This is a genomic window from Vreelandella xerophytica (assembly GCF_968048975.1).
Genome location: NZ_OZ309106.1, coordinates 2,187,551 through 2,212,099 on the forward strand (window position 1 = coordinate 2,187,551; position 24,549 = coordinate 2,212,099).

Genomic DNA, 24,549 nt, shown 5'->3' on the forward strand with positions numbered 1-24,549 from the left:
TGAATGGTCCAAGCCATCTACACTGAAAAAGATGGTTCAAACGCACCCCTCTGGGAGAACGTATGAAAACTTTTCGCCTACCCCTCACCGCAGGCCTTGCCTGTGCCATGGCCGCACTACCGGCTCTGGCCCAGGAGTATGTCATTGACGCCGGCAAGGTATTCGACGGCCAGGAAGTGATCGAGAACGCCCGCATCGTGGTGAATGACGGCCGCGTGACAGCCGTGGGGCCGCAGGCCCAGATTGACGCCCCCGAGGGTAGTACACGGGTCGATCACACTGCCCACTTCATCATGCCCGAGCTGATCGCCGGGCACAGCCACGCGGGCACCGTACAGGGCCTGGAGCATGGCGGTGAGTACTACTCCCGAGAAACGGTGAACCGAGACCTGAACCAGTTTGCCGATTTTGGTATCTCGGCGGTGAACGCCCTGGGCATGAGCCCGCCACTATTCTATGAGCTACGCGAAGAGCTGCGTGGAGATGATCACGAAGGGGCGGATCTTTACGGCGCAGGCCCCGGCCTTGGGGTACAGGATGGCGCCCCGCCGGAAGATCGCATGCACGTGGTGGAAGGCCAGGTGATTCGTCCGGAAAGCCCGGAAGCTGCCCGCGAAGCAGTAAGAGAAATGGCCGAGGCCGGGGTCGATGTGATCAAGGTGTGGATCGACGACATGGGCGGCAGCGCCCCGAAGATGGCCTCGGAAACCTTTACCGCCGCGGCTGAAGAGGCTCACGCGCAAGGCCTCAAGATCGCCGCGCACATTCATGATGTGGCCGACGCCGAAGCGGCGCTTGCGGCCAACATCGATATCCTGGCACACGGTATTCGCGACGCCGAGGTGACAGATGAACTGTTGGAGCAGATGAGCGAACAAAACGTCTGGTACATCCCCACCATCAATATCGATGAGGCAGAGTACATCTACGCCGAGCACCCCGAGTGGCTGGAGGATGACTTCTTCGCCAAAGGGTTCAGTGCAGAGCTTCGCGAGCAGATAGAAGACGCTCAATGGCGCGAACAGGCACTCGCCAATGCCGACGATGCCCGCGAGGCGGTGGCCATGAACATGGCCAACTTGGCGCGCATCGCCGAACACGGCGGCATTCGTATCGTGATGGGCACCGACTCCGGCGCCACCGCCCTGCGCGTCCCCGGCATTGCCGAGCACCTCGAACTCGAGCTGATGGTCGAGGCCGGCATGAAACCGCTGGCGGTGCTGACGGCCGCCACCTTAAACGGTGCGGACATGCTGGGCATCGACGACCTTGGCCGAATCAATGCAGGCGCCCGCGCGCAGTTTCTGGTGCTGGAAAACGACCCTGTCGACGACATTACCCATACCCGCCACATAGTAGAAATTCTGCGTTACTAGGCCTTTTGGGACTTTTGCGCCTCATCGCTCGACTCATCAAGTGCGGTGGGCGCATCCTCGGTTTTGTGCGGGCGCGTTTGCGTCAAGGCATTCACGCCGGCGCGCCAGAGCGGCAACAAGAGCCAGAGTAGCGGCGTGATTACCCAGCGCCAGACAAACCGCGTCACCACCAGAAGCGGAAACAGTACAACCAGCCAAACCGCAAACTGGCCAAGCCAGGCGGGCAGCCCAAGCCACTGGGCCACGTTGGCGCCCAGCGCACTGACAAGCGAAGGGTGGCGGATGACCACATACGCCGTCGAGGCCACGGCGGCGACCTTCATAAGGCGCGGGAGCGTTGCAAAGCGCGCGGCGCCGGCAAGAGCGCCCTGCCCCAGCCCCGCCCTTGCCCCCTGGGCTTCCACACTGCCGACCCGGACGCCGCGTGCCACACGACCGGCGCGTAATACCTTGACCGTACTCGCCATCAAGAGAAGGTCGACCCCGGCCCAGCCCATGTCCGAGGCGCCAATGGCTTCATCGCGGCGCCACTGGCTTTCCAGGTTGCGCAGGCCACTGGTAAAGAAGTCTCCCAGCCCGGCCACCACACGCTCGCCCTGGAGCCAGTGCACGCGGTGCTCGCTATCGACGACGAACTGGTTCAAGAGCGCATGCCCTTCGGCTTCCAGGAGCGCGATGCCCATCTGCCCACGTCGGTAGGGGCCCCACTCCTCGATGTCCGCGGGCGAAGCGGCCTCCTCTTCGCCCTCGTCGTTCCACCACTGGCTAAGCTGCTGATAGCGCTCGCCCACCCAGTGCTGGGCGCGAAGTGTGGCCACCTCGTGATCGCGAAAGTAGCTGATCGGCAGCACCGCATCGGCCCCGAAGCGGACCAACACCTGCTGAAACGCAGGTAGATGCCCGTAATCGATCAGCACATCGCGAGCGTTGTCGCCGTAGCGCAGAATCATCAAGTGGGCATTCATCCAGAGCGCCTGATCATCGGCGTAGTGAAGAAACAGCGCGTTGATATCGGCGCTTTCCTTGGCAAGCGAAGCCTCGATGGAAGGCAAGGTCCGCGCGGTTTCAAGTCGCACCAGTCGCGGCTCGAACGCCTCGTTGGAAGCGAGCGCTGAAAACCCGCCCGCCATGACCAGAGCGGCGACCAGCAACATCAATCCCGTACGCATGGCGCTTTCTCCTTGGAACGCAACAAGCGCCATTAAAACGTTGACTGGCCCAGGAATGCCAGTGCGTCATGACTGGCAGGGCCCATGACGCTACCGTGTCCTTCACCCGGGTAAAGGGTAAAGCTGGCCTCCAGGGGGCTTGGCGGGGCGCTTGCCCACTCGGCAAACATCCGGGCGTTGTCGACCATGGCGCGCTTGCCCAGGCGCTGGTCGCGTTCGGTGACAATGGGCTGGCCAGCCCTGAGCTGTTCCTGTTCGCCCACACCCACCATCAGCCGGGTACCCCGGGGTATCTCGGCCAGTGCAGCGGGGTTCAAGGCTTCGAACGGTTTATCGCCATACCACCAGAGCGAGGGGCTGATCGCGATATAGCGCTTGAAGCTGCGGGGCTGGCCTAAAAGTGTATGGAGGACAAAGAGTCCGCCGTAGGAGTGGCCCATGATCGCCTCGTCGGCGGTATCGGTGGCGAATCGCCGGTTGATCTCCGGCTTCAACTCCGTCTGGATGAAACGCAGAAAGCGATCCGCCCCGCCGTGGGGATGCATCAACGCCTGGCCACTCACGGCAGGCGTGTAATCCAGGCCTCGCCGTTCACGGCTTGCGTCCTCTTCCTCCGGATAGCCGATGGCCACGACCAGAAGCGGCATGTCCTGCATGCCGGCTTGTTGCCTCGCTTTCCGGGCGGCCTCCATGCGCGGCAATTGGGCGTTGCCGTCGAGCAGGTAAAGCACCGAATAGCCCCCCTCGGGTGGCGAAACGCTCGGCTGGGCTACCTGAATCGAATACGCTTGCCCGGTGTCTGACGAGGTCAGCGTAAATGCTTGCGTTTGAAACGCGTTCGCCTCGCCAGAAGGCAAGGCGAAGACAGCCAGCGGGAGGCAGACGGCCAGCAACAGTCTGCCCCGCCAAAGACGCCACGCGTTTGCATGGCGCGTCGCAGTCGGTTTAAAAGTCATAGCTTAGCGTGGCCATCACATTGGCGGGCGCGCCAGGCATATTGAACGTGTTCACGCCGCCCACCCGATTATAGTAATCGCGGTCGAAGAGGTTATTGAAGTTGAGCTGACCGCTGACATGGTCGTTGAAATCATAACCGATCATGGCATCGAACACCGCATAGCCCGGCGCGTCGACACCGCTGCTCGAGCCGAAATCGCTCATGGCCGTCATGCCGGCGCCCACCCGAAAACCAGCTAACGTTTCGCCGGCAAAGTCGTACTGGGTCCAGAGGTTGACGATGTTTTTCGGCATCAACAGGAACACGGCATCTTCACGGGAGGTGGAACGCCGCTGTACTTCCGTATCCAGATACGTATAGCCGGCAATCACATCCCACTGGTCGGTGACGCTGCCGGTGACTTCGAACTCGGCGCCTTGAATGCGCATCTTGCCCACCGGGACCGAGTAGCTGGCGCCGGTATCCGGCGGTGTGCCGGCACGGTTTTGGTCGTAAAGACGGAAGGCGCTGAGACGGGCGTTGAGATCACCGTTCATGTAGCTGCCCTTCACGCCCACTTCATACTGATCGCCCTCGCGGGGCTCGATCAAATCGCCACTGGCCTCATAGTCGGTTTGCGGCTTGAAGACCTGCGAATAGCTGGCGTAGAGCGAGTGAGCGTCATCGATATCGAACACCACTCCGGCGTAAGGCGTTACCTTGGTATCGCTGCGATCCTCGTAACGCTGGGTTGTCTTGTCTTCAAGATCGATATCATAGCGGCTTACCCGAGTGCCCGCGATCAGCGCGAGCGGGTCGACCGGGCGCAGGGTCAACTTGCCGTAAATGCCCGTTTCCTCGAGCCGGGTCGCGGTGTGCGCATACCCCGAGCCGGTCGTGCGCGAGGCGTTGAGGATATCGACGTAGGCCAGGTCGTTCAGCTCGTCACGGGTTACTCGGCGACCGGCCAGGCTGCGCGAGCGACCGGATTCGACATCGGTCTCGAAACGCTTGTAGTCGGCGCCCACCACGAATTCGCTGACGCTATCGAAAGCGGCGAACGGCTGGCTGTAACTGGCATCCACCGCGAGCGCCTGCTGGTCGATGCGGCTGCCGATGGCTGCCGCCGTGAAGCGATCGTTCGCATCCAGGGCGCTGCCACCGAAGGCGTAGTTGTAGTTGGCGTTGCGATCCGAGTAGCGCGCGGCGAGCCGGCCGAAACCGCCGGTATCGAAACGGTGGGTCAGCTCGGTGATCCAGTCGTTGGAGTAGCTATCGAAGTCGTTCCAGCCAGCCCCATAGAAATCCGAGCGTGAACCATAGAGAAGCTCGCCACTGTTGCCCACCGGATGGCCGTTATTGACGCGAATATCCTTGCTGTTGTGGATGTAACCAAGTCCCAGGGTGGTGGCATCGCTCAAATCCACATCGATAGCGGCGTAGATGTCGTTCTGACGATTGCTGTTATTATCGACGAACTCGCCGTGATGGGTACGGTCGATCACCAGACGCCCGCGTACCTGCCCGTCGTCGCCATCCACCGGCCCGGACACATCCACCTGGGCGGCGCGCTGCTGATCGGTGCCGGCGCCCACGCTGACGCGTCCCTGGGTCTCATAAGTGGGTCGCTTGCGCACCAGGTTCACGATACCGCCCATTTCGCTGGTACTGTCGAAAAGCCCGGAGGGGCCCCGCATGATCTCGACGCGGTCGAACGCCGAAAGCGTGGGCACCGAACCCGTGATGCTGGTCATCGGCGCGGGCAGGCCATCGATGCTGTACTCGTCGTACTCGAAGCCGCGGGCATAGATAGAGGAGCGGCCGTTGTCGTTGGAGAGCACGCGCATACCCGGCGTCCGGCGGCCCAGTTCATCCAGAGTGGTGAAGTTCTGATCCTCGATCGCCTCCCGAGTGACCACGCTGACCGACTGGGGAATATCCCGCAGCGATGCCGGCGTCTTGGTGCCCACGGTGGCGGCGTCGACGCTGTAGCCGCCAGTCACTTCGGACGGCAGCATCTCGTAAAGCCGGTTGCCTTCCACGGTGACGGTCTCCAGACGCGAGGCTTTACTGGTCGCCTGGGCCAATACGTTGGGCGCAAAGCCCAGCAGCAGCGCCGCGCTCCCCGCGGCGGCCATGCCTTGATAAGTACGCATCTTGATATACATCGTTTCAATCCCCTGATGATCCCTGTTCCGAGCCAACATTGCGAATGAGAATCTATTGCAATAAAATTCAAGGCAGCGGATTATGGCATCTCACGAAGCGCTCTACCTTTGTGGATACGTCACTTTGCTATGCCAGAACTGCAAACTCTCCAAGCAAGCTCATCAACAGGACCAGCCACGTGGAAGGCTCATTCGAAAGGCGCGCGATCAGCACCGCCGACCTGCATGAACTGTCGGCGCACCTGGTAAGACAGCAGCGCCTCGAGGCACCGGATTGGGACAAGCGCTCGGCGCCGCTGACCGGGCGCATGTGGGTGAGCGAACTCGAACCCGGGATGCAACTGCGTCTGGCGGATGTGGAAGACCACTTCGGCCTTAAAAGCCAGGCCCTGTTGCCTGAGGGTGTAAAGATTGCGCTGGTACTCGAAGGCAGCGCCCAGGTGCGTTATGGCAATGTGGAAACACGGCTGGGCCCGAACGACGCTTATAGCGCGCTTATCGCCACTCTTCCCGAAAAGACCCGCTTTGTACGTACCGGCCAGGCCGGTACTTTGGAGCGTACGCTGACGCTTTCACTCTCGCCCCACTGGTTGGCCCGTCACGGCTATAAGGCGCTGATGGAGCCTGCGGCCCGCCCGCTCGACATTCAACACTGGCGGCCCTCGCCAGGGCTCTTGAGCCTTGCCGGCGAGCTTTTCGAGCAAAATCACGAACCGCGCACCCCGGCCAAGCGCTTGACCCTTGCCGGTTTCGCCACCCTGCTGGCCGGCGAGGCACTCACGCTCGCCCCTCGTCAGCCACCCGCACGAACCTCGAAGCAGACACGGCTGACGACCCTCATGGCACTTATCGACCGCGGCGAGGCGCGGGGGCTCGATCAAAAAGCGTTGGCCCGCCGCCTGGGAATGAGCCTGAGCACGCTACAAAGAAGCTTTTATAACGAGTACGGCGAGGCCCTGGGACAGTTTCTGCGCCGCTATCACTTGACCCTCGCCCGCGATGCGCTGAGTCGCGATGGGCTGGATGTCGACGCCGCCTCGATACTGGCCGGCTACACCAGCGCGACCAACTTCGCCACCGCCTTCAAACGCGAATTCGGTATCGTGCCCAGCCACTGCCAGCCTCGACTCTTCGAGATTTAAAGTGCGGCCTTTCGCCACGCTTGTTGATCGCCTCTGCTACGCTTGAATGATTCGACATCCGTTGTCCGATTTTTCAGATTTCACACAAGAGGTATCAGTGCCATGCAAGCGTTGCACACACCCCGGCTCGGCGTATGGATACTGCTTTTGGCGGCGTTGGCTGGCCTTGGCCTTTCACTGTACGCTTACCTGACACCCCTGACCGGTGTGACCGGAACGCTTGGAGCGCTGGTGACCATTCTGGCCTGCCTGCTTCTGGCGGGGGCGGCTCTTGTTCTTTTCAAACTGGGCCGGGGGGCCGGGCTCATCGCTGTGCGTGTGCTCATTCTATTGGGTCTGATAGGCACGTTTTTCGCCGCCCTCCTGCTTCATCAGTGGCTGCTGAGCGCGGTGATGGTCATCGGCCTTGTGGGGCTTGTCATCGATGTCGCACGCCCTTCTCCTTCTCAAACGCCATCTTCCAGATCACCGGCCCGTATTTGAGGCGCACCATGTCGAACGATCACGCTCTCCCCCCGCGCCACGCCAAGCGTTTCTCGCAGCACGCGACCAGCCTGACGCTCACCACGCTTTTGCTCACGCCATTACCGCTTCTGGCTCAAGAGGCGCCCGCCCCGGAAGAAACTGATGACCTGAGTGCCGCTCCCATTGCGCTGGTGCCCGAAGGCGCCGTCTGGAACAGCTTCCACGGTCAGCTCAACGCGCAGAAATACAGCCCGCTGGATCAGATCAACGCCGATAACGTCGGGGGACTCGAAAAGGCCTGGGAGTTTCACACCGGTGACGTCTCCGACGGTTCCGGCGACACCGCCCCGACGGTATGGTCGGCAACGCCGGTGTTCGCCAACGATACGCTCTACATCGGCACGCCCATGTACCGGGTATTCGCGCTGGACCCCGCCATCGGCGAACAGCGCTGGCAATTCGATACTCAGTCGAGTCAGGAAACCTTGACCCAGCCGGCCCTCAAGAGCCGCGGCGTGGCCTACTGGGAGGCCAGTGATCCCGTTGCGGGCGAGGCCTGCGAGAAGATTGTCTACTTCGGTACCATGGACGCCCAGCTCTTCGCGCTGGACGCCGACAGCGGCGAGCTGTGCGAAGGCTTCGCCGAGGGCGGCGTGTTGAACGTCAATGAGTGGAACAACATGCCCGAAAACTGGCCCCTGTCACTTCTACAGCCGCCTACGGTAGTGGGCGACCGGCTGATCCTGGGCTGGGCGGGCAAGGATTGGGAGGAGAGCCAGGCCCCGGCGGGTACGGTGTTCGGAATCAATGCGCGCACCGGCGAGCGGGAGTGGACCTTTGAAGCGCTCACCCAGGAAATGCGCGAGCGCAGCGGCACCGCCAACGTCTGGACCCACATGAGCGCCGACGAGGAGCTGGGGCTCGTCTATCTCCCCGTGGCTTCGCCCTCGCCCAACTTCTGGGGCGGCAACCGCACCGAAGAAGTGCCGCTGGCCACGTCCACCACGGCGCTGGATATCGAGACCGGCGAGGTGGTCTGGTCGCGCCAGTGGGTGCATCACGATATCTGGGACTACGACATCAACGCTGCCCCGACGCTGATGGACATCACCGTGGATGGTGAAGAGATCCCCGCGCTGATGCAGGCCACCAAGATGGGCTTTCTGTTCGTGGTGAACCGCGAGACCGGTGAAGACGTATGGCCAATCGAAGAACGCGAAGTGCCCGGCGGCGACGGCAACGTGGAAGGCGAGGTCTATTCGCCCACCCAGCCCTTCCCCACCGTACCCGCACCGCTTCTCGATCAATCCGAGAAACCCGAGATATGGGCGCTGGCTGACATGGCAAGCTTCGGTCAGTGCTCCGCGCTCTGGGATGACCTCTGGTACGAGGGCATGTACACCCCGCCCACCACTCAAGGAGAAGGTACGCTCGCCTACCCGGACAGCGCCGGCGGCGTTCAGTGGGGCGGCGTCGCGTTTGACCCGGTCAGCCAGACGGCGGTCGTGAACACTTCGCATATCGTGCAGTACATCAAGCTTTTCAATCGCGAGGATTTCGAGGAGTACGATACCGGTTCGGGTTACGAAAGCGGCTATTCGCCCCAACTAGGCGCGCCCTACGGCATGCGCCTGGAAGTGGCGCTCAACTGGCTGGGCATGCCCTGCTGGAAGCCACCTTTCGGCGAGCTGGTGGCACTCGACATGACCACCGGGGACGTCAAGTGGCGCCGCCCGATGGGGGCCTCGCAGCAGTTCGGTTTCTTCATGCCGGAAAGCTGGGGTTCGCCCACCATCGGCGGCCCGGCGGTCACCGCCGGCGGCTTGATCTTCATCGGCGCCTCGATGGATGCCAAGGTGCGTGCCTACTCCCTGGAAACCGGCGAGCAGCTGTGGTGGGATCAGGCCCAGGCGCCAGTGGTCTCCAACCCGGCGGTCTATGAGTACCAGGGCCGCCAGTACGTGGCGTTCGTGGCCGGCGGCAACACCATCTTGAAAGATCACGTGGGCGATCAGGTCGTGGTCTACGCCCTGCCCGAATAACCTCTTGAATTCATAAACATACCCAGGTGGCTTTCAAGGCCGCCTTTTTTTGGCCAGAAGAACGTTCCGGCGTCAACGCAGTGTCATCTTAAGAGCGTAGGCTCACTCTCCGGTTACCGATGCTAAAACTTCCCGGAGAGATGAATGAAAAAGGCATTAACGCTGCTTGGCCTGCTCGCACCCACCTGGGTGTGGGCCGCCGACGAGGTCTCGGCGCCTGTGATCGAAAACGTCGTACTTGGCGAGCTTCACCCGACTCAGCCGGCGCTGGGCTATCGCCAGATGGATTACAAGCAGGGGCGCTTCGCGCTGGATCGTAAAAAGCTTTTTGACGAGTACTGCGAAACCGCCGGACAAGGCGAGATCCTTCGCTTCGACGGTGCCTCGGTCCTGGATGACCTGGCAAGTTTTGACTGCAAGGATGACGTGGGCACCCACCCAGGCGATATGAAAACCGCCGTGGTCGCGCCCGATAACTCACTGTATCTCACCGATGGGCATCACACGTTCAGCAACTTCATCATGCAGCAAGGCCCGAATTTCAGCATGCCGGTGCTGATTACCCACGATTACCGCGACCTGGCCGACATGCAGCGCTTCTGGGACACGATGCAAAACGAGCGTCAGGTGTGGCTCGACTCCCCTGAAGGGCCGATTACCCCGGATGAGCTGCCTGCCTCGCTTGGCCGCGAGCACCAGATGGATGATGCCTACCGCTCGCTGGTCTACTTCACCCGTGGGGTGGGTTATAAAAAGCCTTCTACCCCACCGCCGTTTCTTGAGTTTTACTGGGGCCAGTGGCTGGCCGAACGGCTATCGCTGGACACCCTTGATTTGACTACCCCGGAGAGTTACGCCGACGCCGTGGCCCAGGCGGCTCGGCTGATGGTCGAGATACCCGGTGATACGGTGATCGCTGAGACGGCCAACGGCCCCCTGACCGCCGAGGCGATGGGCCAGCTTCCCGAGTTTGATCAGGCAGGTCTTGAGAAGCTGCTCACCGAACGGGGCAAGCTGACCTACGCATTCTCCGTGGAGTGAACGCCAACGAAAAAACAGGAAAGATCGACGCCTCGGCAAGCCGAGGCGTTCTATTCACTCGGGTTTGGAGGCGTCGACAGCGACACCGCCTTGTTTGGCAAGCGCGGCTTCCATGCGGTCCAGCTGCGCTTGTAGATTGCGCACATCGCTTCTCAGCCCGGTGAGTTCGGCCTCCTCACCTTCACCGTTATCCAGCGCCATCTGCGCGCTTTCCTTTTGCATCACATCCAGCACGATGCCGATCATCATGTTCAAGAAAACGAAAGCGTTCAAAAAGATGAACGTGAGAAAGTAGATCCAGGCGTAGGGAAACTGCTCCATGGTGGGGTAGAGCACGGCAGTCGCCCAACTTTCGAAGGTCGCCACCTGGAAAAGCGTCAGCATGGCCAGCGCGATATTGCCCCACAGCTGTTCGTTGACACTGTGGAACAAGAAGCTGCCGATCGCCGCGTAGATATAAAAAATGATAAACATCAAAAGTGCGACGTAACCCATGCGGGGAATCGATTTCACCAGCGCAGAAAGCAGCATCTGCAGTTCCGGGATCATCGACACCAGGCGCAGCACGCGGAAAATGCGCAAAAGTCTTGCCAGCAGCACCATTTCCGACTCGTCCATGGGGATCAGGCTGGCGGTGACGATCAAGAAGTCGAATACGTTCCAGCCCTTCTTGAAGAAGTCTCGCAGGCGCGGCTCCGCGGCCATGCGAATGAGCACTTCGACCAAGAAGAACACCGTGACTGCGACATCCAGATAGCCAAGCCATTGTTCGAACCGGCTTACTTCATCGTAGGTGCGCGCGCCGATCACCAGCGCCGACACCACGATAATGGCAATGACGAACGCCTCGAAGATCTTGTTGCTGCGCAGCGTTTCGAAACGCGCCTGCCAGGTACTAAACGAAGTGCTCATTACGCTTGAAGTCTCTTGAACGGTACAGCGGAAGTGCGGATGATAAAACGTGGACATGGCCCTTTGGAAGCGCCGGAAACGCAAACGCCTTGGCGCCCGCCACTCTGGACGTGGCCAAAAGTCGTCAAATTGACACAGCGCACGCCTGACATTTTAATTAGCGCCCTAAGACTAAAGCCGCAATCACTCCCGACAAGTGCTATCCTCCTGCGGTTTGCTTACACTGATTCAGCTTGAAAGCGCTTAGCGCCAAGCCATGTTTACACCATTGTGCTGGATGCCCCGATGACACTGCTTTGGATTGCTTTACTTCCCTTACTGGGGGTTTTGGTGCCTGTCATGGCCGGCGGGCGCGCTCGCTTGACGTGCTCGCTGGCCACCGCCATCGCTCCCGCTATCGCGTTCGGCTTGACGCTTTGGCAGATCCCGGCGCTGGTCGATGCGCAGTCGCTGCGCTTTTTCGCCGACTGGCTCCCCGAACTGGGGCTGGCGCTGGCGTTTCGACTGGACGGGCTGTCACTTCTTTTCAATATATTGATTCTGGGCATCGGGCTGTTGATTCTGCTCTACGCCCATTTCTACCTGGATAAAGAAGAGCCGGTAGGACGCTTCTACAGCTTTCTGATGCTGTTCATGGCCTCGATGGTGGGAATCTCGCTGTCGAACAACCTGATTCTGCTATGGCTTTTCTGGGAGCTCACCAGCCTCTCCTCGTTTTTGCTTATCGGCTTCTGGTCACACCGTAACGACGCCCGTAAAGGGGCACGCATGGCGCTGACCGTCACCGGTGCCGGGGGGCTGGCGCTACTCGCCGGACTTCTGCTGCTCGGGGATATCGTCGGCAGCTTCAACATGGACGATGTGCTGGCAAGCGGGGCCATGATCGTCGAGGATTCGCGCTACCCCGTGATGCTGACCCTGATCCTGCTGGGTGCCTTTACCAAATCCGCCCAGTTTCCCTTCCATTTCTGGCTGCCCAACGCCATGGCAGCCCCCACGCCGGTATCGGCGTACCTGCACTCGGCCACCATGGTCAAGGCGGGCATTTTCCTGATGGCGCGGCTGCACCCGGCGCTGGCCGACAGCGCACTCTGGCAGCTGGTGGTCCCGCTGGTGGGCACCGTCACGTTGATTTACGGTGCCTGGTTTGCGTTTTTCAAGACCGATCTCAAGGGCATTCTTGCCTACTCCACCATCAGCCACTTAGGACTGATCACGGTGCTTCTGGGTATTGGCAGCCCCATGGCGGTACTGGCCGCGCTTTTCCATATCATCAACCACGCCGCCTTCAAGGCCGCCCTTTTCATGACGGCAGGTATCATCGATCACGAAGCGGGCACCCGAGAACTCAAGCAGCTTGGCGCACTTCGAAAGACGATGCCGGTCACCGCGCTCTTGATGACGCTGGGCTGTGCTGCCATGGCCGGGGTACCGCTTTTCAATGGCTTCATTTCCAAGGAGATGTTTTTTACTGAAACCCTGGAAAGCCCCTTGCTGGGCGGGCTTAGCTGGCTGATACCCGCGCTGGCGACGGTTGGCGGCATCTTGTCGGTGGCCTATTCGGTACGCCTGGTAGTGGCGGTGTGTTACACCCCCCCCCGGGAAGCCTCTCCCAAAGCGCCTCACGAGCCGCCGCATCTGATGCGTTTGCCCGTGGAAGTGCTGGTGGTGGTGTGTCTGCTGGTAGGTCTTTTTCCCGCCTTTCTGGCGACAGGCCTGCTGGAACTGGCGACCCAGGCGGTGCTTCAAGCGCCGCTGGATTTCCATCTGTCGATCTGGCACGGCTTCAACCTGCCGCTTTTCATGAGCGTGATCGCCTTTATAGTCGGCGCGGCACTTTACTGGCGCCATCCTGACCTTCGTCGTTTCGCGGAATCCTTCGCACCCATCGATGCCAGCCGCGTCTTCGAGCGTACCCTGGTCAGCATCGGCCAGCGCTGTGAAGTCATTCTGGCCGTCTGGGACGGCTACTCGCTTCAACGCTACATGGGCTGGCTGTTGCTCGCCACGCTGATCATGGGCGCGGTCGGGCTTTCGAAGATCACCGAGCTGACCGGCTCGCTTGGCAATCAGCCGGTGGACGGTATCGTGCTGCTGGGCGCGGTGATGCTGATTTTCGGCGGCCTGGCCACCGCCATCACTCACCGTTACCGGATGATTTCGCTTTTGATGCTCTCGGTGGTGGGACTTTTTGTGGCCTTGACCTTCGCCCGCTTCTCGGCGCCGGACCTGGCCCTCACCCAGCTTTCGGTGGAAGTGGTCACCATGATCCTGCTGATGCTGGCGCTTTTTTTCCTGCCGCAGAAGACGCCGCCGGAATCGAGTTCGAAACGCAACCTGCGCGATATCGTGCTGGCAGGCTCGGTCGGGCTGGTGGTGGCGAGTCTCAACTACGCAGTGATGACCCGGGAGACGCTCTCCATTTCGCAGTTCTTCATGGAGAACAGTGTGCCCGGCGGCGGCGGGCACAACGTGGTCAACGTCATTCTGGTGGATTTCCGCGGCTTCGATACCCTGGGTGAAATTACCGTGCTGGCGCTGGCCGGGCTTGCCATCTTCAAGCTCTTGAACCGGCTGCGCCTGTTCATTCCCCACAGTGACAGCGAAGGCCGTCTGTGGTCACCGGACCGCTACCCGGCCATTCTTACCTCGATTTCGCTGGCGCTCTTGCCGCTGGCGCTACTGGTGTCGGCGTTCATCTTCCTGCGCGGCCACAACGAGCCCGGCGGCGGCTTCATCGCGGGTCTGATTACCGCTGTCGCCCTCATCCTGCTCTACATGGCCCGGGGTGTGGAATGGGCGCAGGAGCGCCTGGACTTTCCCTTCCAGCCAGTGGCGGTAATCGGCGTGGCTGTTGCCACGTTGACCGGGCTTGGCAGCTGGCTGTTCGGCTACCCGTTTTTGACCTCGGCCTTTGGCTATTTCAGCCTGCCGGCGGTGGGCAAGTTCGAGCTTGCCACGGCGCTTTTATTCGATCTGGGTGTTTATCTGGCGGTGGTAGGGGCGACGCTGATGATCCTGGCGAACCTGGGCAAGGTCACCACCGCCCATCGCCCTGTGGTGGATGCACCCAAAGAGGACGCCAACGCCTCGACGACGAACAAGGAGGCTCCATAACATGGAAACGCTATATGCAGTGACTACCGGCGTATTGAGCGCCTCCGGGCTCTATCTCACGCTTAGAGGGCGCACCTTCCCGGTGGTGGTGGGGCTTACGTTACTCTCCTACGCGGTGAATCTGTTTCTTTTCTCGATGGGCGGGCTGACCACCGACGGCGCCGCCATCGTTCACGGCGAGGGCGTCTACGCCGACCCGCTCCCTCAGGCTCTGGTACTGACCGCCATCGTCATCGGTTTTGCGATGACGGCGTTTGTGGTGATTCTGGCGATGCGTGCGCGCAGCGAGCTGGGTAACGATCAGGTAGACGGCAAGAAGGAAGACCGCGAATGATGCAACACCTTGTAGTTTTCCCCATCGTGGTGCCGTTGGTTGCGGGCATCTTGCTGCTTTACCAGCGCCAGGGGCTGGTGCGCTACAAGCGCGTGGTCAGCGTGGGCGCAACGGCGCTGCTGATGGCGATCGCCGTGGGCCTGGTAGGCCGGGTAATGAGTGGCGAGATTCTATACTACGCCCTTGGCGACTGGCAGCCTCCCTTCGGCATCGTGCTGGTACTGGACCGGCTGTCCGCGTTGATGCTCTTGATAACCGCCGTGCTGGCACTGGGGGCGGTGGTGTTCGCCTGCGCCGGCGATGACGAAAAAGGCAGCAACTTTCACGGCCTGTTTCAGTGGCAGCTGCTGGGTATCAACGGGGCCTTCTTGACCGGCGATCTGTTCAATCTGTTCGTCTTCTTCGAGGTGCTGCTTCTGGCCTCCTATGCTCTGCTCCTGCATGGCGGCGGCAAGGCGCGCATCCAGTCAAGCGTCTACTACGTGGTATTGAACCTGGCCGGCTCGTCGCTGTTTCTGATTGCCGCGGGCATCCTTTATGGCGCCACCGGTACGCTGAACATGGCGGATATGGCCATTCGCGTGGCTGAACTTCCTGCCGAGCGTCAGGGGCTGGTGACCGCTGGTGCCTTGATCCTGCTGGTGGTATTTGGCCTGAAGTCGGCGATCCTGCCGCTGTATTTCTGGCTGCCGCGGGCCTACGCGGCGGCACCGGCGCCGGTCGCGGCCCTTTTCGCGGTGATGACCAAGGTAGGCATCTACGCCATCCTGCGCGTCTACCTTCTGGTGTTCGGGGAAAGCGCGGGCGCACTTGCCGCCCTGGAGCAGCCCTGGGTGTGGTGGCTTGGTCTTGCCACGCTTGCCGCCTCGGCGGTCGGCATCATGGCCGCTCGCGACCTTCGCCTGCTCATCGCCTATCTGGTGCTTCTCTCGGTGGGGACGTTGCTGGTGAGTGCTGGCCTGCGAAGCGAAGCGGCGGGCTCGGCGCTGCTTTACTACCTGATTCATACCACATTGATTACCGGCGGACTCTTCTTGCTGGCCGAGATGATCGGCGTGCAGCGTGGCAAGGCCGGCACGCGTCTGGTGAAGGCGCGTCCGCTGGTTCAGGGTAAAGCCCTGGGGCTTCTATTCTTCATTGGCGCGATAGCCGTGGTGGGCGTGCCGCCCTTTTCCGGCGCCATTGGCAAGGCACTGGTGCTCAGCGCCGCCGAGGGCTTTGAGCGCCTATGGCTTTGGCCGGTGCTGCTCTTGGCGAGCCTGGCCTCGCTGGTGGCGCTTTCCAGGGCGGGTTCGACGCTTTTCTGGCGCAGCCACTACGGCAGTCCCAGCGGTAGCCGGCTTTCTGCCTGTCAATGGTTTGGCGTGATCTGGCTTTTGAGCGCGGCGCCGCTTCTGGTGGTATTCGCCCAACCCATCAGTGTCTATACCCAGGCCACCGCCGAGCAGCTGGCCCATCCGGAGCGTTTGACCGACACTCTGTTTTCTGAATCGCGAGGTAGCCTATGATCACGCCACGTAAATGGTTGCCCACGCCGGTTCTGTCGCTGCTGCTGCTTTTCGTATGGCTTTTGCTGGCGCGTAGCTATGCGCCGGGGCAGCTATTGCTGGGCGGCGTGCTGGCAGTGATCATTCCACTGGTCACCTTCCGCTTCTGGGATACGCGTTTGCGCATCAAGAAGCCTTGGCTGCTCGTGCGCTTTATCCTGCGCGTTCTCAAGGATATCGTGGTGGCCAATTTTGAAGTGGCGTATCTGGTGGCCAACCCGTGGCGACGCCTCAAGCCGCACTTTATCGAGTATCCGCTGCTGCTGGAGGAGCGCTTTACCATCACGCTTTTAGCCAGCACCATCAGCCTGACCCCAGGGACGGTATCGGCCAACCTGCGCCTGGACGGCAAGTCGCTTCTGATTCATGCGCTGGACGTGGAGGATGAACAGGCGCTGATCGAGCAGATTCGCGAACGCTACGAACGCCCTCTCAAGGAGATTTACGAATGCTGAGCGTGGCTTTATATCTCACCTTGACCCTGGTGGTCATCGCGCTTTTGATGAATCTTTTCAGGTTGGTGATAGGCCCGGATCTGCCGGATCGCGTACTGGCACTCGATACCATGTACGTCAACTCCATCGCGCTGATCGTGCTGCTGGGGCTTTGGCTGGGCACCAAGACCTACTTCGAGTCGGCGCTTTTGATCGCCATGCTCGGTTTCATCAGCACGGTGGCCGTGTGCAAATACATTCTGCGCGGGGATATCATCGAATGATGCTCTCGGCAATTACCCGAAAAGGAGCACGCATATGCCGTTTATAGTCGAGGCGCTTGTCTCGCTCATGCTGCTCGCCGGCGGTGTCTTTGTCTTCATCGGCTCGCTGGGCATGGCGCACCTGCGCGATTTCTACATGCGCCTTCATGGCCCCACCAAGGCGTCTACCCTGGGGATTGGGTGCATGCTGGTGGCCTCCATGGGGTATTTCTGGAGCGTGGACGGTCATGTCGATATTCAGGAAATGCTGATCACGCTTTTTCTGTTCATCACCGCGCCGGTCAGCGCTCACCTGCTCGCCAAGACCGGTCTGCACCTTCGCTTGAAGCATGCCAGAAAGACCGGCGGCGTACCCTTCGAACTTCGCGAAGAGGAAGTGGGCAAAAAGCCCGTGCCGCACCCGGACAAGGGCCACGGCTAGTCTAGCCCTTGCAAGCGAACGCTCCCCCATGGGCTTGTCAGGCCTGGTTGATTGACGCAAAGTCGATCGGCACAAAAACGCGGCGCTCGAGGCGCCGCTTTTTTTCGTGGTCAATAAAAGATCGCTAGTGCATCAGCTCATCGTCCGAGTGACCCAGAAGGTACAACAGCCCGTCAAGCCCTACGGTCGAGACCGCCTGGCGCGCCTCGGCGCGCACCAGCGGCTTGGCGTGATACGCCACACCCATACCGGCTTTCGCCAGCATCCTGAGGTCGTTGGCGCCATCGCCGACGGCCACCACCTGAGCAGGCGAAAGGCTTTCGCGGCCGGCGATCGCTTCTAGAAGCATCGCTTTGCGCTCGGCGTCCACGATGGGCTCCTGCGTCTCGCCGGTAACCTTCCCGTCCTTGATGACCAGCTCGTTGGCGTGTACCTCGTCAACGCCAAGCGTCTGCTGCAGGTACCGGGCGAAGTAGGTAAAGCCGCCAGAGAGAATCGCGGTGCGATAGCCCAGACGCTTGAGATTTTTCATCAATCGCTCGACGCCGTCCATCAATGGCAGCTCAATGGCAATACCTTGAAGCACCGACTCATCCAGGCCTTCGAGCTTGCGCATTCGCTCGCGAAAGCTCGCCTTGAAATCCAGCTCACCGCGCATGGCCCGTTCGGTCACCTCCGCCACCGCCTCGCCCACTCCGTGACGCTTGGCCAGCTCGTCGATCACCTCGGCCTTGATCAGAGTGGAATCCATATCGAAACAGATCAGCTTGAAGGGTTCATCAAGAGGGCGTCGGGGCTGAATCACGATATCCACCGGGTGGCTTTCGCCGATCAGCAGCGCCGCATGGCGAAGCGCCTCCCCCTGTTCGTCGTCGCCCTGCACCACGTACTCCAACGCATCCAGCGGCTCGCCTTGTGAGGTACTCGCCAGGCGCTTGGTGCTTTGCTCCTGTAGATCGAACTGCACCTTCAGCGCGGCTACCTCGGATTCGATGGCGGGTGTCAACCGCGGCGCTAATACGGTCAACAGCATCTCGCTACGTGCCATGACTACTCCCCTGCCTCTAAACGGTCTACTTTCTGGAATCCCCGCGGGAGTTTGCTGCCTCGCCGTCCGCGCTCGCCGCGGTAGTAAGCCAAATCGCTCGCTTTCAACGTGAGTTTGCGCTTGCCGGCGTGGATGACCAGTTCGGCGCTTTCGCCCACCACGGTGATGTCGCGCACGAACTCCTCGCGCCGCGCGGCCCGGGCGCTGGGGATATCGAGCATTTTGTTGCCCTTGCCCTTACTCATTTCCGGCAATTGTTCGAGCGGGAAGAGCAAAAGCCGCCCTTCGTTGGAGACCAGCGCCACCCAAAGCGCCTCGCCTTCCGGCACGGCGATGGGCGCCATGACGTTGCACCCCTTGGGCAGGCTGAGCACCGCCTTGCCGGCCTTGTTCTTGCCGGTCAAATCGCCCAGTTTGGCCATGAAACCGTAGCCGCCGTCGCTTGCCATCAGGTAGCGCTGGGTAGGCGGGGCAAGCATCATGCCGGCCATCTGGGCGCCGGCGGCGACGTTCGCCCGCCCGGTAATCGGCTCGCCCTGGCCTCTAGCGCTTGGCAGGTTGTGGGCGCTCAGGGTATAGGCGCGCCCGGTGTCGTCGATCAGTACCAGCGGCTGGTTGGTCTTGCCCCGGCTTGCCAGCTGGTAGCGGTCGCCGGCCTTGAACGAGAGCCCGGCGGGGTCGATGTCGTGGCCCTTGGCGGCGCGAATCCAGCCCTTTTCGGAGACCACCACGGTAATCGGGTCGGCGCCGAGTAGCTCGACTTCCGAAAGCGCCCTGGCCTCGCTTCGCTCGACCAGCGGCGAGCGGCGGGCGTCGCCGTGCTCCTTGCCGGCGGCGCGAATCTCTTTCTCGATCAGCGTGGTCAGCTTGGCTTCGCTGCCCAGCAGGCCTTGCAGGGTCTTGCGCTCTTTCTCGAGCTCTTCCTGCTCGCCGCGAATCTTCATCTCTTCGAGCTTGGCCAGGTGGCGCAGGCGAAGCTCCAGAATCGCCTCGGCCTGGCGCTCGGAGAGCGCAAAGGCCTCGATCAGGGCGGCCTTTGGCTCGTCCTCTTCGCGGATGATGCGAATCACTTCGTCGAGGTTGAGATACGCTGTCAGCAGGCCTTCGAGAATGTGCAGGCGGTCTTCCACCTTGCCCAGCCGGTGTTCCAGGCGCCGGCGCACCGTGGCGCGGCGGAAAGTAAGCCACTCGGCCAGCATGTCCGGTAGCGCCATGACCCGCGGGCGGCCGTCCAGGCCGATCACGTTCATGTTCACGCGCACGTTCTTTTCGAGATCCGTGGTGGCGAACAGGTGCGCCATCAGGGATTCGACGTCCACGCGGCTCGAGCGCGGCTCGATCACCAGCCGCGTTGGCTCTTCGTGGGTCGACTCGTCGCGCAGGTCCGCCACCATGGGCAGTTTTTTGGCCTGCATTTGGGCGGCAATCTGCTCGAGCACCTTGGCGCCGCTCACTTGATACGGCACCGCGGTGATGACGATATTCGCCTCTTCGCGCACGTACCGGGCGCGAAGTTTGACCGAGCCGCGCCCGGACTCGTAGAGCTTACGCAGATCCGCCGCCGGGGTGATGATCTCGGCATCCGTCGGGAAATCCGGCGCCGGGATGAATTCCATCAGGTCCGTGGTGGTGGCACCGGGGTTGCGCAGCAGATGGCAGGTGGCTTCGACGACTTCGCTCACGTTGTGCGGCGGAATGTCGGTGGCCATGCCCACGGCAATGCCGGTACCACCGTTGAGCAGCACATGAGGCAGGCGCGCCGGCAGCACGACGGGTTCCTGCATGGTGCCATCGAAATTGGGCGCCCACTCGACGGTGCCCTGGCCAAGCTCGCCCAGCAACATCTCGGCAAATTTGGAAAGCTTGGCCTCGGTGTAGCGCATGGCCGCAAAGGATTTGGGGTCGTCCGGGCTTCCCCAGTTGCCCTGGCCGTCCACCAGCGGATAGCGGTAGCTAAACGGCTGCGCCATGAGCACCATGGCTTCGTAACAGGCGCTGTCGCCATGCGGGTGGAATTTACCCAGTACATCGCCCACGGTACGCGCGGACTTCTTGTACTTGGCGTTGGCGTTCAACGCCAGTTCGCGCATGGCGTAGATGATGCGCCGCTGCACGGGCTTCATGCCGTCGCCGATGTTGGGCAGCGCGCGATCTAAAATCACGTACATCGAGTAGTCGAGGTACGCTTTTTCGGTGTAGTCGCGAAGGGACAGGCGCTCGACGTCGCCCTCCGCCACTTGAATATCCATGGTCATCGGGGGTTATACCTCAATGTCTGCGAGGTTGCCGTAATTTTCCAGCCACTGCTTGCGGTCGCCGGCGCGCTTCTTGGCCAACAGCATGTCCATCATTTCCATGGTGCCGTCGCCTTCACTAAGAGTGAGTTGGACCAGCCGGCGGGTTTCGACCGCCATGGTGGTCTCTCGAAGCTGCAGCGGGCTCATCTCACCCAGACCCTTGAAGCGCTGGACATTCGGTGTGCCGCGCTTTTTGGCGAGCTGCTTGAGAACCGCCGCCTTCTCGCTTTCATCCAGGGCGTAGTGCACTTCCTTGCCCAAGTCGATGCGATAAAGCGGCGGCATGGCCACGAATACGTGGCCGGCGTCCACCAGTGACGGGAAATGGCGCACGAACAGCGCACACAAGAGCGTGGCGATGTGCAGCCCGTCCGAGTCGGCGTCGGCGAGAATACAAATCTTGTGGTAACGAAGCTTCTCGAGATCGGCGCTACCCGGGTCGGCACCGATCGCCACGGCGATATCGTGCACCTCCTGGGAGCCGTAGATATCGTGGGTTTCCACCTCCCAGGTGTTCAGAATCTTACCGCGCAGGGGCAAGATTGCCTGGGTTTCGCGGTTACGCGCCTGTTTGGCGCTGCCGCCGGCGGAATCCCCCTCGACCAGGAAAAGCTCGCTTTGCGAGGGATCCTGACCGGAGCAGTCGGCAAGCTTGCCCGGTAGCGCCGGCCCGGAGGTGACCTTCTTGCGCGCGACCTTCTTGGCCTTTTTCTGGCGGCTTTGCGCGGCGCTGATCACCAGCTCCGCGAGCTGCTCGGCCTGATCCACATGGTGGTTGAGCCATAGCGAGAAGGCGTCCTTCACCACGTTGGAGACGAACGCCGCGATGGTGCGCGAGGAAAGGCGCTCCTTGGTTTGCCCGGCGAACTGCGGGTCGAGCATCTTCACCGAAAGCACAAACGAAGCACGCTCCCAAAGATCGTCCGCGGTGAGCTTGATGCCCCGGGGCAAAAGGCTGCGGTACTCGCAAAACTCGCGCAGCGCGTCCAAAAGCCCGGAGCGAAAGCCGTTGACGTGGGTGCCGCCCTGGGGCGTGGGAATCAGGTTGACGTAGCTTTCCAAAAGCGCCTCGCCGCCCTCCGGCAGCCACTGGATCGCCCAGTCGACGCCGTGCTCGTCGTCACTGAAGTGGCCGATGAAAGGCTCGGCGGGTAGTACATCAAAACCGTCGGTGGCCTGGGCGAGGTAATCGCGCAGGCCGTCCGCGTAGGCCCACTCGGTTTGAATGCCGTCGGGCTCGACCAGGTTAACCTTGAGCCCCGGGCAGAGCACCGCTTTGGCGCGCAAAAGGTGTTTTAGCCGGCCCACCGCGAGTTTCGGGCTATCGAAGTAGCTCTCATCCGGCCAGAAGCGCACCAGCGTACCGGTGGCCCGCTTGGCCGCCTTGCCGATCTCGTGAAGCTCGTCGGCCTTTTCGCCGTGTTCGAAAGCGATGGCGTGACGCAAGCCGTCGCGGGTGACTTCGACCTCCAAACGACGTGAAAGCGCGTTGACCACCGACACCCCGACCCCGTGCAACCCGCCGGAGAAGCGGTAGCTCGACGCCGAGAACTTACCGCCGGCGTGCAGTTTGGTCAGAATCAGCTCGACGCCGGACACGCCGTGTTCCGGGTGAATATCGATCGGCATGCCACGGCCGTTATCCATGACTTCGATCGCGCCGTCATCGAACAAAACGACATTGATGGCCGTGGCGTGGCCGGCCAGCGCCTCGTCGACGCTGTTATCGATGACCTCCTGAACCAGATGGTTGGGCCGGGAGGTGTCGGTGTACATACCGGGACGCTTACGCACCGGCTCGAGCCCGGACAGGACCTCGATAGAACTCGCGCCGTACTGGGAGGCATCAAACTGGGTCATGTAACGTCGATTCCTGAGAAACAGTGCTAAGGCCGCGCCCAGGTGAACGGGCGCGGCGAAAAAAGGCACAGCATAGCGTAAAAGCAAACTACTGTATATCCAGCCATATCTAGCGCGGCGTTAAAGCCGGCGGCGAGTAATCACACACCCGTGGGCGTTTACTCCCCGCCCTGCTCTGCCGCCCAAAAGGCCTTGATGAGCCCCTGGCTCGAGGCGTCCAGGCGGCTAACATCGCCCTTGCCTTCCATGGTCGCCAGGGTGTCCTTGGCGATCTCCTTGCCAAGCTCTACCCCCCACTGGTCGAACGGGTTGATGTCCCAAATCACCGCTTGAACGAACACCTTGTGCTCGTAAAGCGCGATCAGCGCGCCCAGGGTTTTGGGCGTCAGCTCGTCCATCAGCACCGTGGTAGAGGGCTGATTCCCCCGGTAGCGCTTGTGCGCCGGGGGGGTGCCGTCTTCGTCGACGGCGTCGTCACCCAGCATCAACACCCGCGACTGCGCGAAGCAGTTGGCCAGCGACAGGCGGTGCTGCGCCTTGAGCAGGCGCTTCGTGTCCGGGTCTTCGACCTCGTCGTAGCGCTTGAGCGGGGCGATAAAGTCGCACACCACCGGCTGGGTGCCCTGGTGCAAGAGCTGGTAAAACGCGTGCTGGGCGTTCGGCCCAAGCTGGCCCCAAAGGACCGGGCAGGTGGAGTAGTTCACACTTTCGCCCTGGCGCGTGACGGACTTGCCGTTGGATTCCATCTCGAGCTGCTCGAGATAGGCGGCGAAGTACTCAAGACGCCCGTCATAAGGCAGAATCGAGTGGGCGCGAATATCCAGAAAGTTGACGTTCCAGATGCCGGCCAGCCCCAGCATGACCGGCAGGTTTTGCTCGAGCGGAGCGTCGCGAAAATGACGATCCATCTCGTGGGCGCCGGCCAGCAGCGCGCGAAAGTTTTCCATCCCGACGATCAACGCGATGGGCAGCCCGATCGTGCCCCAGAGCGAATAGCGCCCGCCGACCCACTCCCAGAACATCAACTGGTGATCCGCCGCGATTCCCCACTCACACATCTTCTCCGGGCTTGCCGAGACGCCGATGAAGTGTTGGCGAACGATCAGCTCAGCGCTCAAGGGCTTGGCGCCGATCATTTCGTCGTGTTCGGCCAAACGGCCCAGCAGCCAGTCCCTGGCGGTGTTGGCATTAGAAAGCGTATCGATGGTGGTGAACGACTTCGACGACAAAATGAACAGCGTGGTTTCCGGGTTGAAGCGGGCGAGATAATCCGCCAACTGCGAGCCATCCATGGTCGAGGCAAAGTGAACCTCGACCGGGTGAATGTCGTCGGGCCGGTAGTCGGCTAGCGCGTGGGTGACCATCAGCGGGCCCAAATCCGAGCCGCCTACTCCCAAGTTGACCACGTGACGAATCGGTTTGCCGGTCGCGCCCCGCCACTGGCCCGCGTGTAGCCTTGACACCAGCCGCTCCATCGCATCGAGGCTTTCGTGCACGGCAGTGACAACGTTCTCGCCTTCCACTTCGAGCGTGGCCTGGGCCGGCAGGCGCAGGGCCGTGTGCAAAGCCGGGCGGTTTTCGCTGGTATTGACCCGTTTGCCGCTTAAAAGCGCCTCGATGGCACCGGGCACGCCGGCCTCCTCGGCCAGGGCGAGCAGATGCTCCAGCGTATCGTCATCAAAGCGCTGCTTGGAAAGATCCAGCGTCAGGCCGTTGGCCTCGCGGGTGAACGTCTGCCAGCGGCACTCCCCTTCGCCGAACAAGTGCTTCAAATGCACTTGTCTGAGGGTCTGGGCATGCTGGTTGAGCGTTTGCCATGCGGGTAGCGTGTCGGGAGTGTCGTGTTTTGCCAAAGCCGTTTGCCCTCTTAAGTGGTGCGGATCTCAAAGCCTGGGTCTGTTCCGTTTTGCCAAGGGCGCGTAAACTACGCAACCTCCACTTTTTATCCTGGCTTG

19 protein-coding genes are annotated in these 24,549 nt (G+C 61.4%); 11 read left to right on the plus strand and 8 right to left on the minus strand.

Translation table 11 applies throughout. The features are described 5' to 3' along the window. The first annotated feature begins 62 nt into the window (after positions 1 to 62). The gene (locus ACWF8S_RS10430) at positions 63 to 1,376 is read left to right on the plus strand and encodes an amidohydrolase family protein (protein ID WP_447553251.1); all 1,314 of its coding nucleotides are present in this window, start codon (positions 63 to 65) and stop codon (positions 1,374 to 1,376) included. On the opposite strand, the gene ACWF8S_RS10435 is transcribed toward ACWF8S_RS10430, so the two are convergent. Genes ACWF8S_RS10435 through ACWF8S_RS10445 form a run of 3 tightly spaced genes read right to left on the minus strand, consistent with a single transcriptional unit; the run spans position 1,373 to position 5,638 of the window. Next, positions 1,373 to 2,545, minus strand: a complete 1,173-nt coding sequence (locus ACWF8S_RS10435) for a hypothetical protein (protein ID WP_447553252.1) — start codon at positions 2,543 to 2,545, stop codon at positions 1,373 to 1,375. The two genes, ACWF8S_RS10430 and ACWF8S_RS10435, sit on opposite strands and share 4 nt — an antisense overlap. Before the next feature lie 32 nt (positions 2,546 to 2,577). Next, a complete protein-coding gene (locus ACWF8S_RS10440) occupies positions 2,578 to 3,438 on the minus strand; it encodes an alpha/beta hydrolase (RefSeq protein WP_447553253.1) in 861 nt (286 codons plus the stop codon). Between the two features lie 52 nt (positions 3,439 to 3,490). Next, positions 3,491 to 5,638: a TonB-dependent siderophore receptor gene (locus ACWF8S_RS10445; protein WP_447553254.1), complete on the minus strand. Its 2,148-nt coding sequence runs from the start codon at positions 5,636 to 5,638 to the stop codon at positions 3,491 to 3,493. Between the two features lie 191 nt (positions 5,639 to 5,829). Between ACWF8S_RS10445 and ACWF8S_RS10450 the strand changes: the two genes are divergently transcribed. The 4 genes from ACWF8S_RS10450 to ACWF8S_RS10465 all read left to right on the plus strand — a co-directional run bounded on the left by ACWF8S_RS10450 (position 5,830) and on the right by ACWF8S_RS10465 (position 10,340). After that, positions 5,830 to 6,792, plus strand: coding sequence for a helix-turn-helix domain-containing protein (locus tag ACWF8S_RS10450; RefSeq protein WP_447553255.1), 963 nt, complete (start codon positions 5,830 to 5,832; stop codon positions 6,790 to 6,792). Between the two features lie 102 nt (positions 6,793 to 6,894). Continuing rightward, complete coding sequence (locus ACWF8S_RS10455; RefSeq protein ID WP_447553256.1) at positions 6,895 to 7,275, plus strand: hypothetical protein; 381 nt, start codon at positions 6,895 to 6,897, stop codon at positions 7,273 to 7,275. Positions 7,276 to 7,283: 8 nt separating this feature from the next. Continuing rightward, positions 7,284 to 9,299 (plus strand): pyrroloquinoline quinone-dependent dehydrogenase, encoded by a 2,016-nt coding sequence (locus tag ACWF8S_RS10460; protein WP_447553257.1) that lies wholly within the window; start codon positions 7,284 to 7,286, stop codon positions 9,297 to 9,299. A 144-nt stretch (positions 9,300 to 9,443) separates the two neighbouring features. Continuing rightward, the gene (locus ACWF8S_RS10465) at positions 9,444 to 10,340 is read left to right on the plus strand and encodes a ParB/Srx family N-terminal domain-containing protein (protein ID WP_447553258.1); all 897 of its coding nucleotides are present in this window, start codon (positions 9,444 to 9,446) and stop codon (positions 10,338 to 10,340) included. A gap of 54 nt (positions 10,341 to 10,394) precedes the next feature. On the opposite strand, the gene ACWF8S_RS10470 is transcribed toward ACWF8S_RS10465, so the two are convergent. Then, positions 10,395 to 11,252, minus strand: coding sequence for an ion transporter (locus ACWF8S_RS10470; RefSeq protein ID WP_447553259.1), 858 nt, complete (start codon positions 11,250 to 11,252; stop codon positions 10,395 to 10,397). A gap of 285 nt (positions 11,253 to 11,537) precedes the next feature. Here ACWF8S_RS10470 and ACWF8S_RS10475 point away from each other — a divergent pair, with 285 nt between their 5' ends. Genes ACWF8S_RS10475 through ACWF8S_RS10500 form a run of 6 tightly spaced genes read left to right on the plus strand, consistent with a single transcriptional unit; the run spans position 11,538 to position 17,389 of the window. Beyond that, positions 11,538 to 14,369 carry a monovalent cation/H+ antiporter subunit A gene (locus ACWF8S_RS10475; protein ID WP_447553260.1) on the plus strand — a complete coding sequence of 944 codons (2,832 nt, stop codon included), beginning with the start codon at positions 11,538 to 11,540 and terminating at the stop codon, positions 14,367 to 14,369. Between the two features lies 1 nt (position 14,370). Beyond that, a complete protein-coding gene (locus tag ACWF8S_RS10480) occupies positions 14,371 to 14,703 on the plus strand; it encodes a Na+/H+ antiporter subunit C (protein ID WP_447553261.1) in 333 nt (110 codons plus the stop codon). Next, positions 14,700 to 16,211 (plus strand): monovalent cation/H+ antiporter subunit D, encoded by a 1,512-nt coding sequence (locus tag ACWF8S_RS10485; protein ID WP_447553262.1) that lies wholly within the window; start codon positions 14,700 to 14,702, stop codon positions 16,209 to 16,211. Before ACWF8S_RS10480 ends, ACWF8S_RS10485 begins: the two co-directional genes overlap by 4 nt. Then, entirely contained in the window at positions 16,208 to 16,705 is a 498-nt protein-coding gene (locus ACWF8S_RS10490) for a Na+/H+ antiporter subunit E (protein ID WP_447553263.1), read from the plus strand. The genes ACWF8S_RS10485 and ACWF8S_RS10490 overlap by 4 nt, the downstream gene beginning before the upstream one ends. Beyond that, a complete protein-coding gene (locus tag ACWF8S_RS10495; protein WP_447553264.1) occupies positions 16,699 to 16,968 on the plus strand; it encodes a K+/H+ antiporter subunit F in 270 nt (89 codons plus the stop codon). Before ACWF8S_RS10490 ends, ACWF8S_RS10495 begins: the two co-directional genes overlap by 7 nt. Positions 16,969 to 17,002: 34 nt before the next feature. Continuing rightward, the gene (locus tag ACWF8S_RS10500; RefSeq protein ID WP_447553265.1) at positions 17,003 to 17,389 is read left to right on the plus strand and encodes a Na+/H+ antiporter subunit G; all 387 of its coding nucleotides are present in this window, start codon (positions 17,003 to 17,005) and stop codon (positions 17,387 to 17,389) included. A gap of 124 nt (positions 17,390 to 17,513) precedes the next feature. On the opposite strand, the gene serB is transcribed toward ACWF8S_RS10500, so the two are convergent. From serB to pgi, 4 genes are all read right to left on the minus strand, one after another. Beyond that, positions 17,514 to 18,437, minus strand: coding sequence for a phosphoserine phosphatase SerB (gene serB, locus ACWF8S_RS10505; RefSeq protein WP_447553266.1), 924 nt, complete (start codon positions 18,435 to 18,437; stop codon positions 17,514 to 17,516). A gap of 2 nt (positions 18,438 to 18,439) precedes the next feature. Further along, positions 18,440 to 20,692, minus strand: coding sequence for a DNA topoisomerase IV subunit A (gene parC / locus ACWF8S_RS10510; protein WP_447553267.1), 2,253 nt, complete (start codon positions 20,690 to 20,692; stop codon positions 18,440 to 18,442). A gap of 6 nt (positions 20,693 to 20,698) precedes the next feature. After that, a complete protein-coding gene (parE, locus tag ACWF8S_RS10515) occupies positions 20,699 to 22,594 on the minus strand; it encodes a DNA topoisomerase IV subunit B (RefSeq protein WP_447553268.1) in 1,896 nt (631 codons plus the stop codon). A gap of 158 nt (positions 22,595 to 22,752) precedes the next feature. Further along, positions 22,753 to 24,447: a glucose-6-phosphate isomerase gene (gene pgi, locus ACWF8S_RS10520; protein ID WP_447553269.1), complete on the minus strand. Its 1,695-nt coding sequence runs from the start codon at positions 24,445 to 24,447 to the stop codon at positions 22,753 to 22,755. Between the last annotated feature and the right edge of the window lie 102 nt (positions 24,448 to 24,549).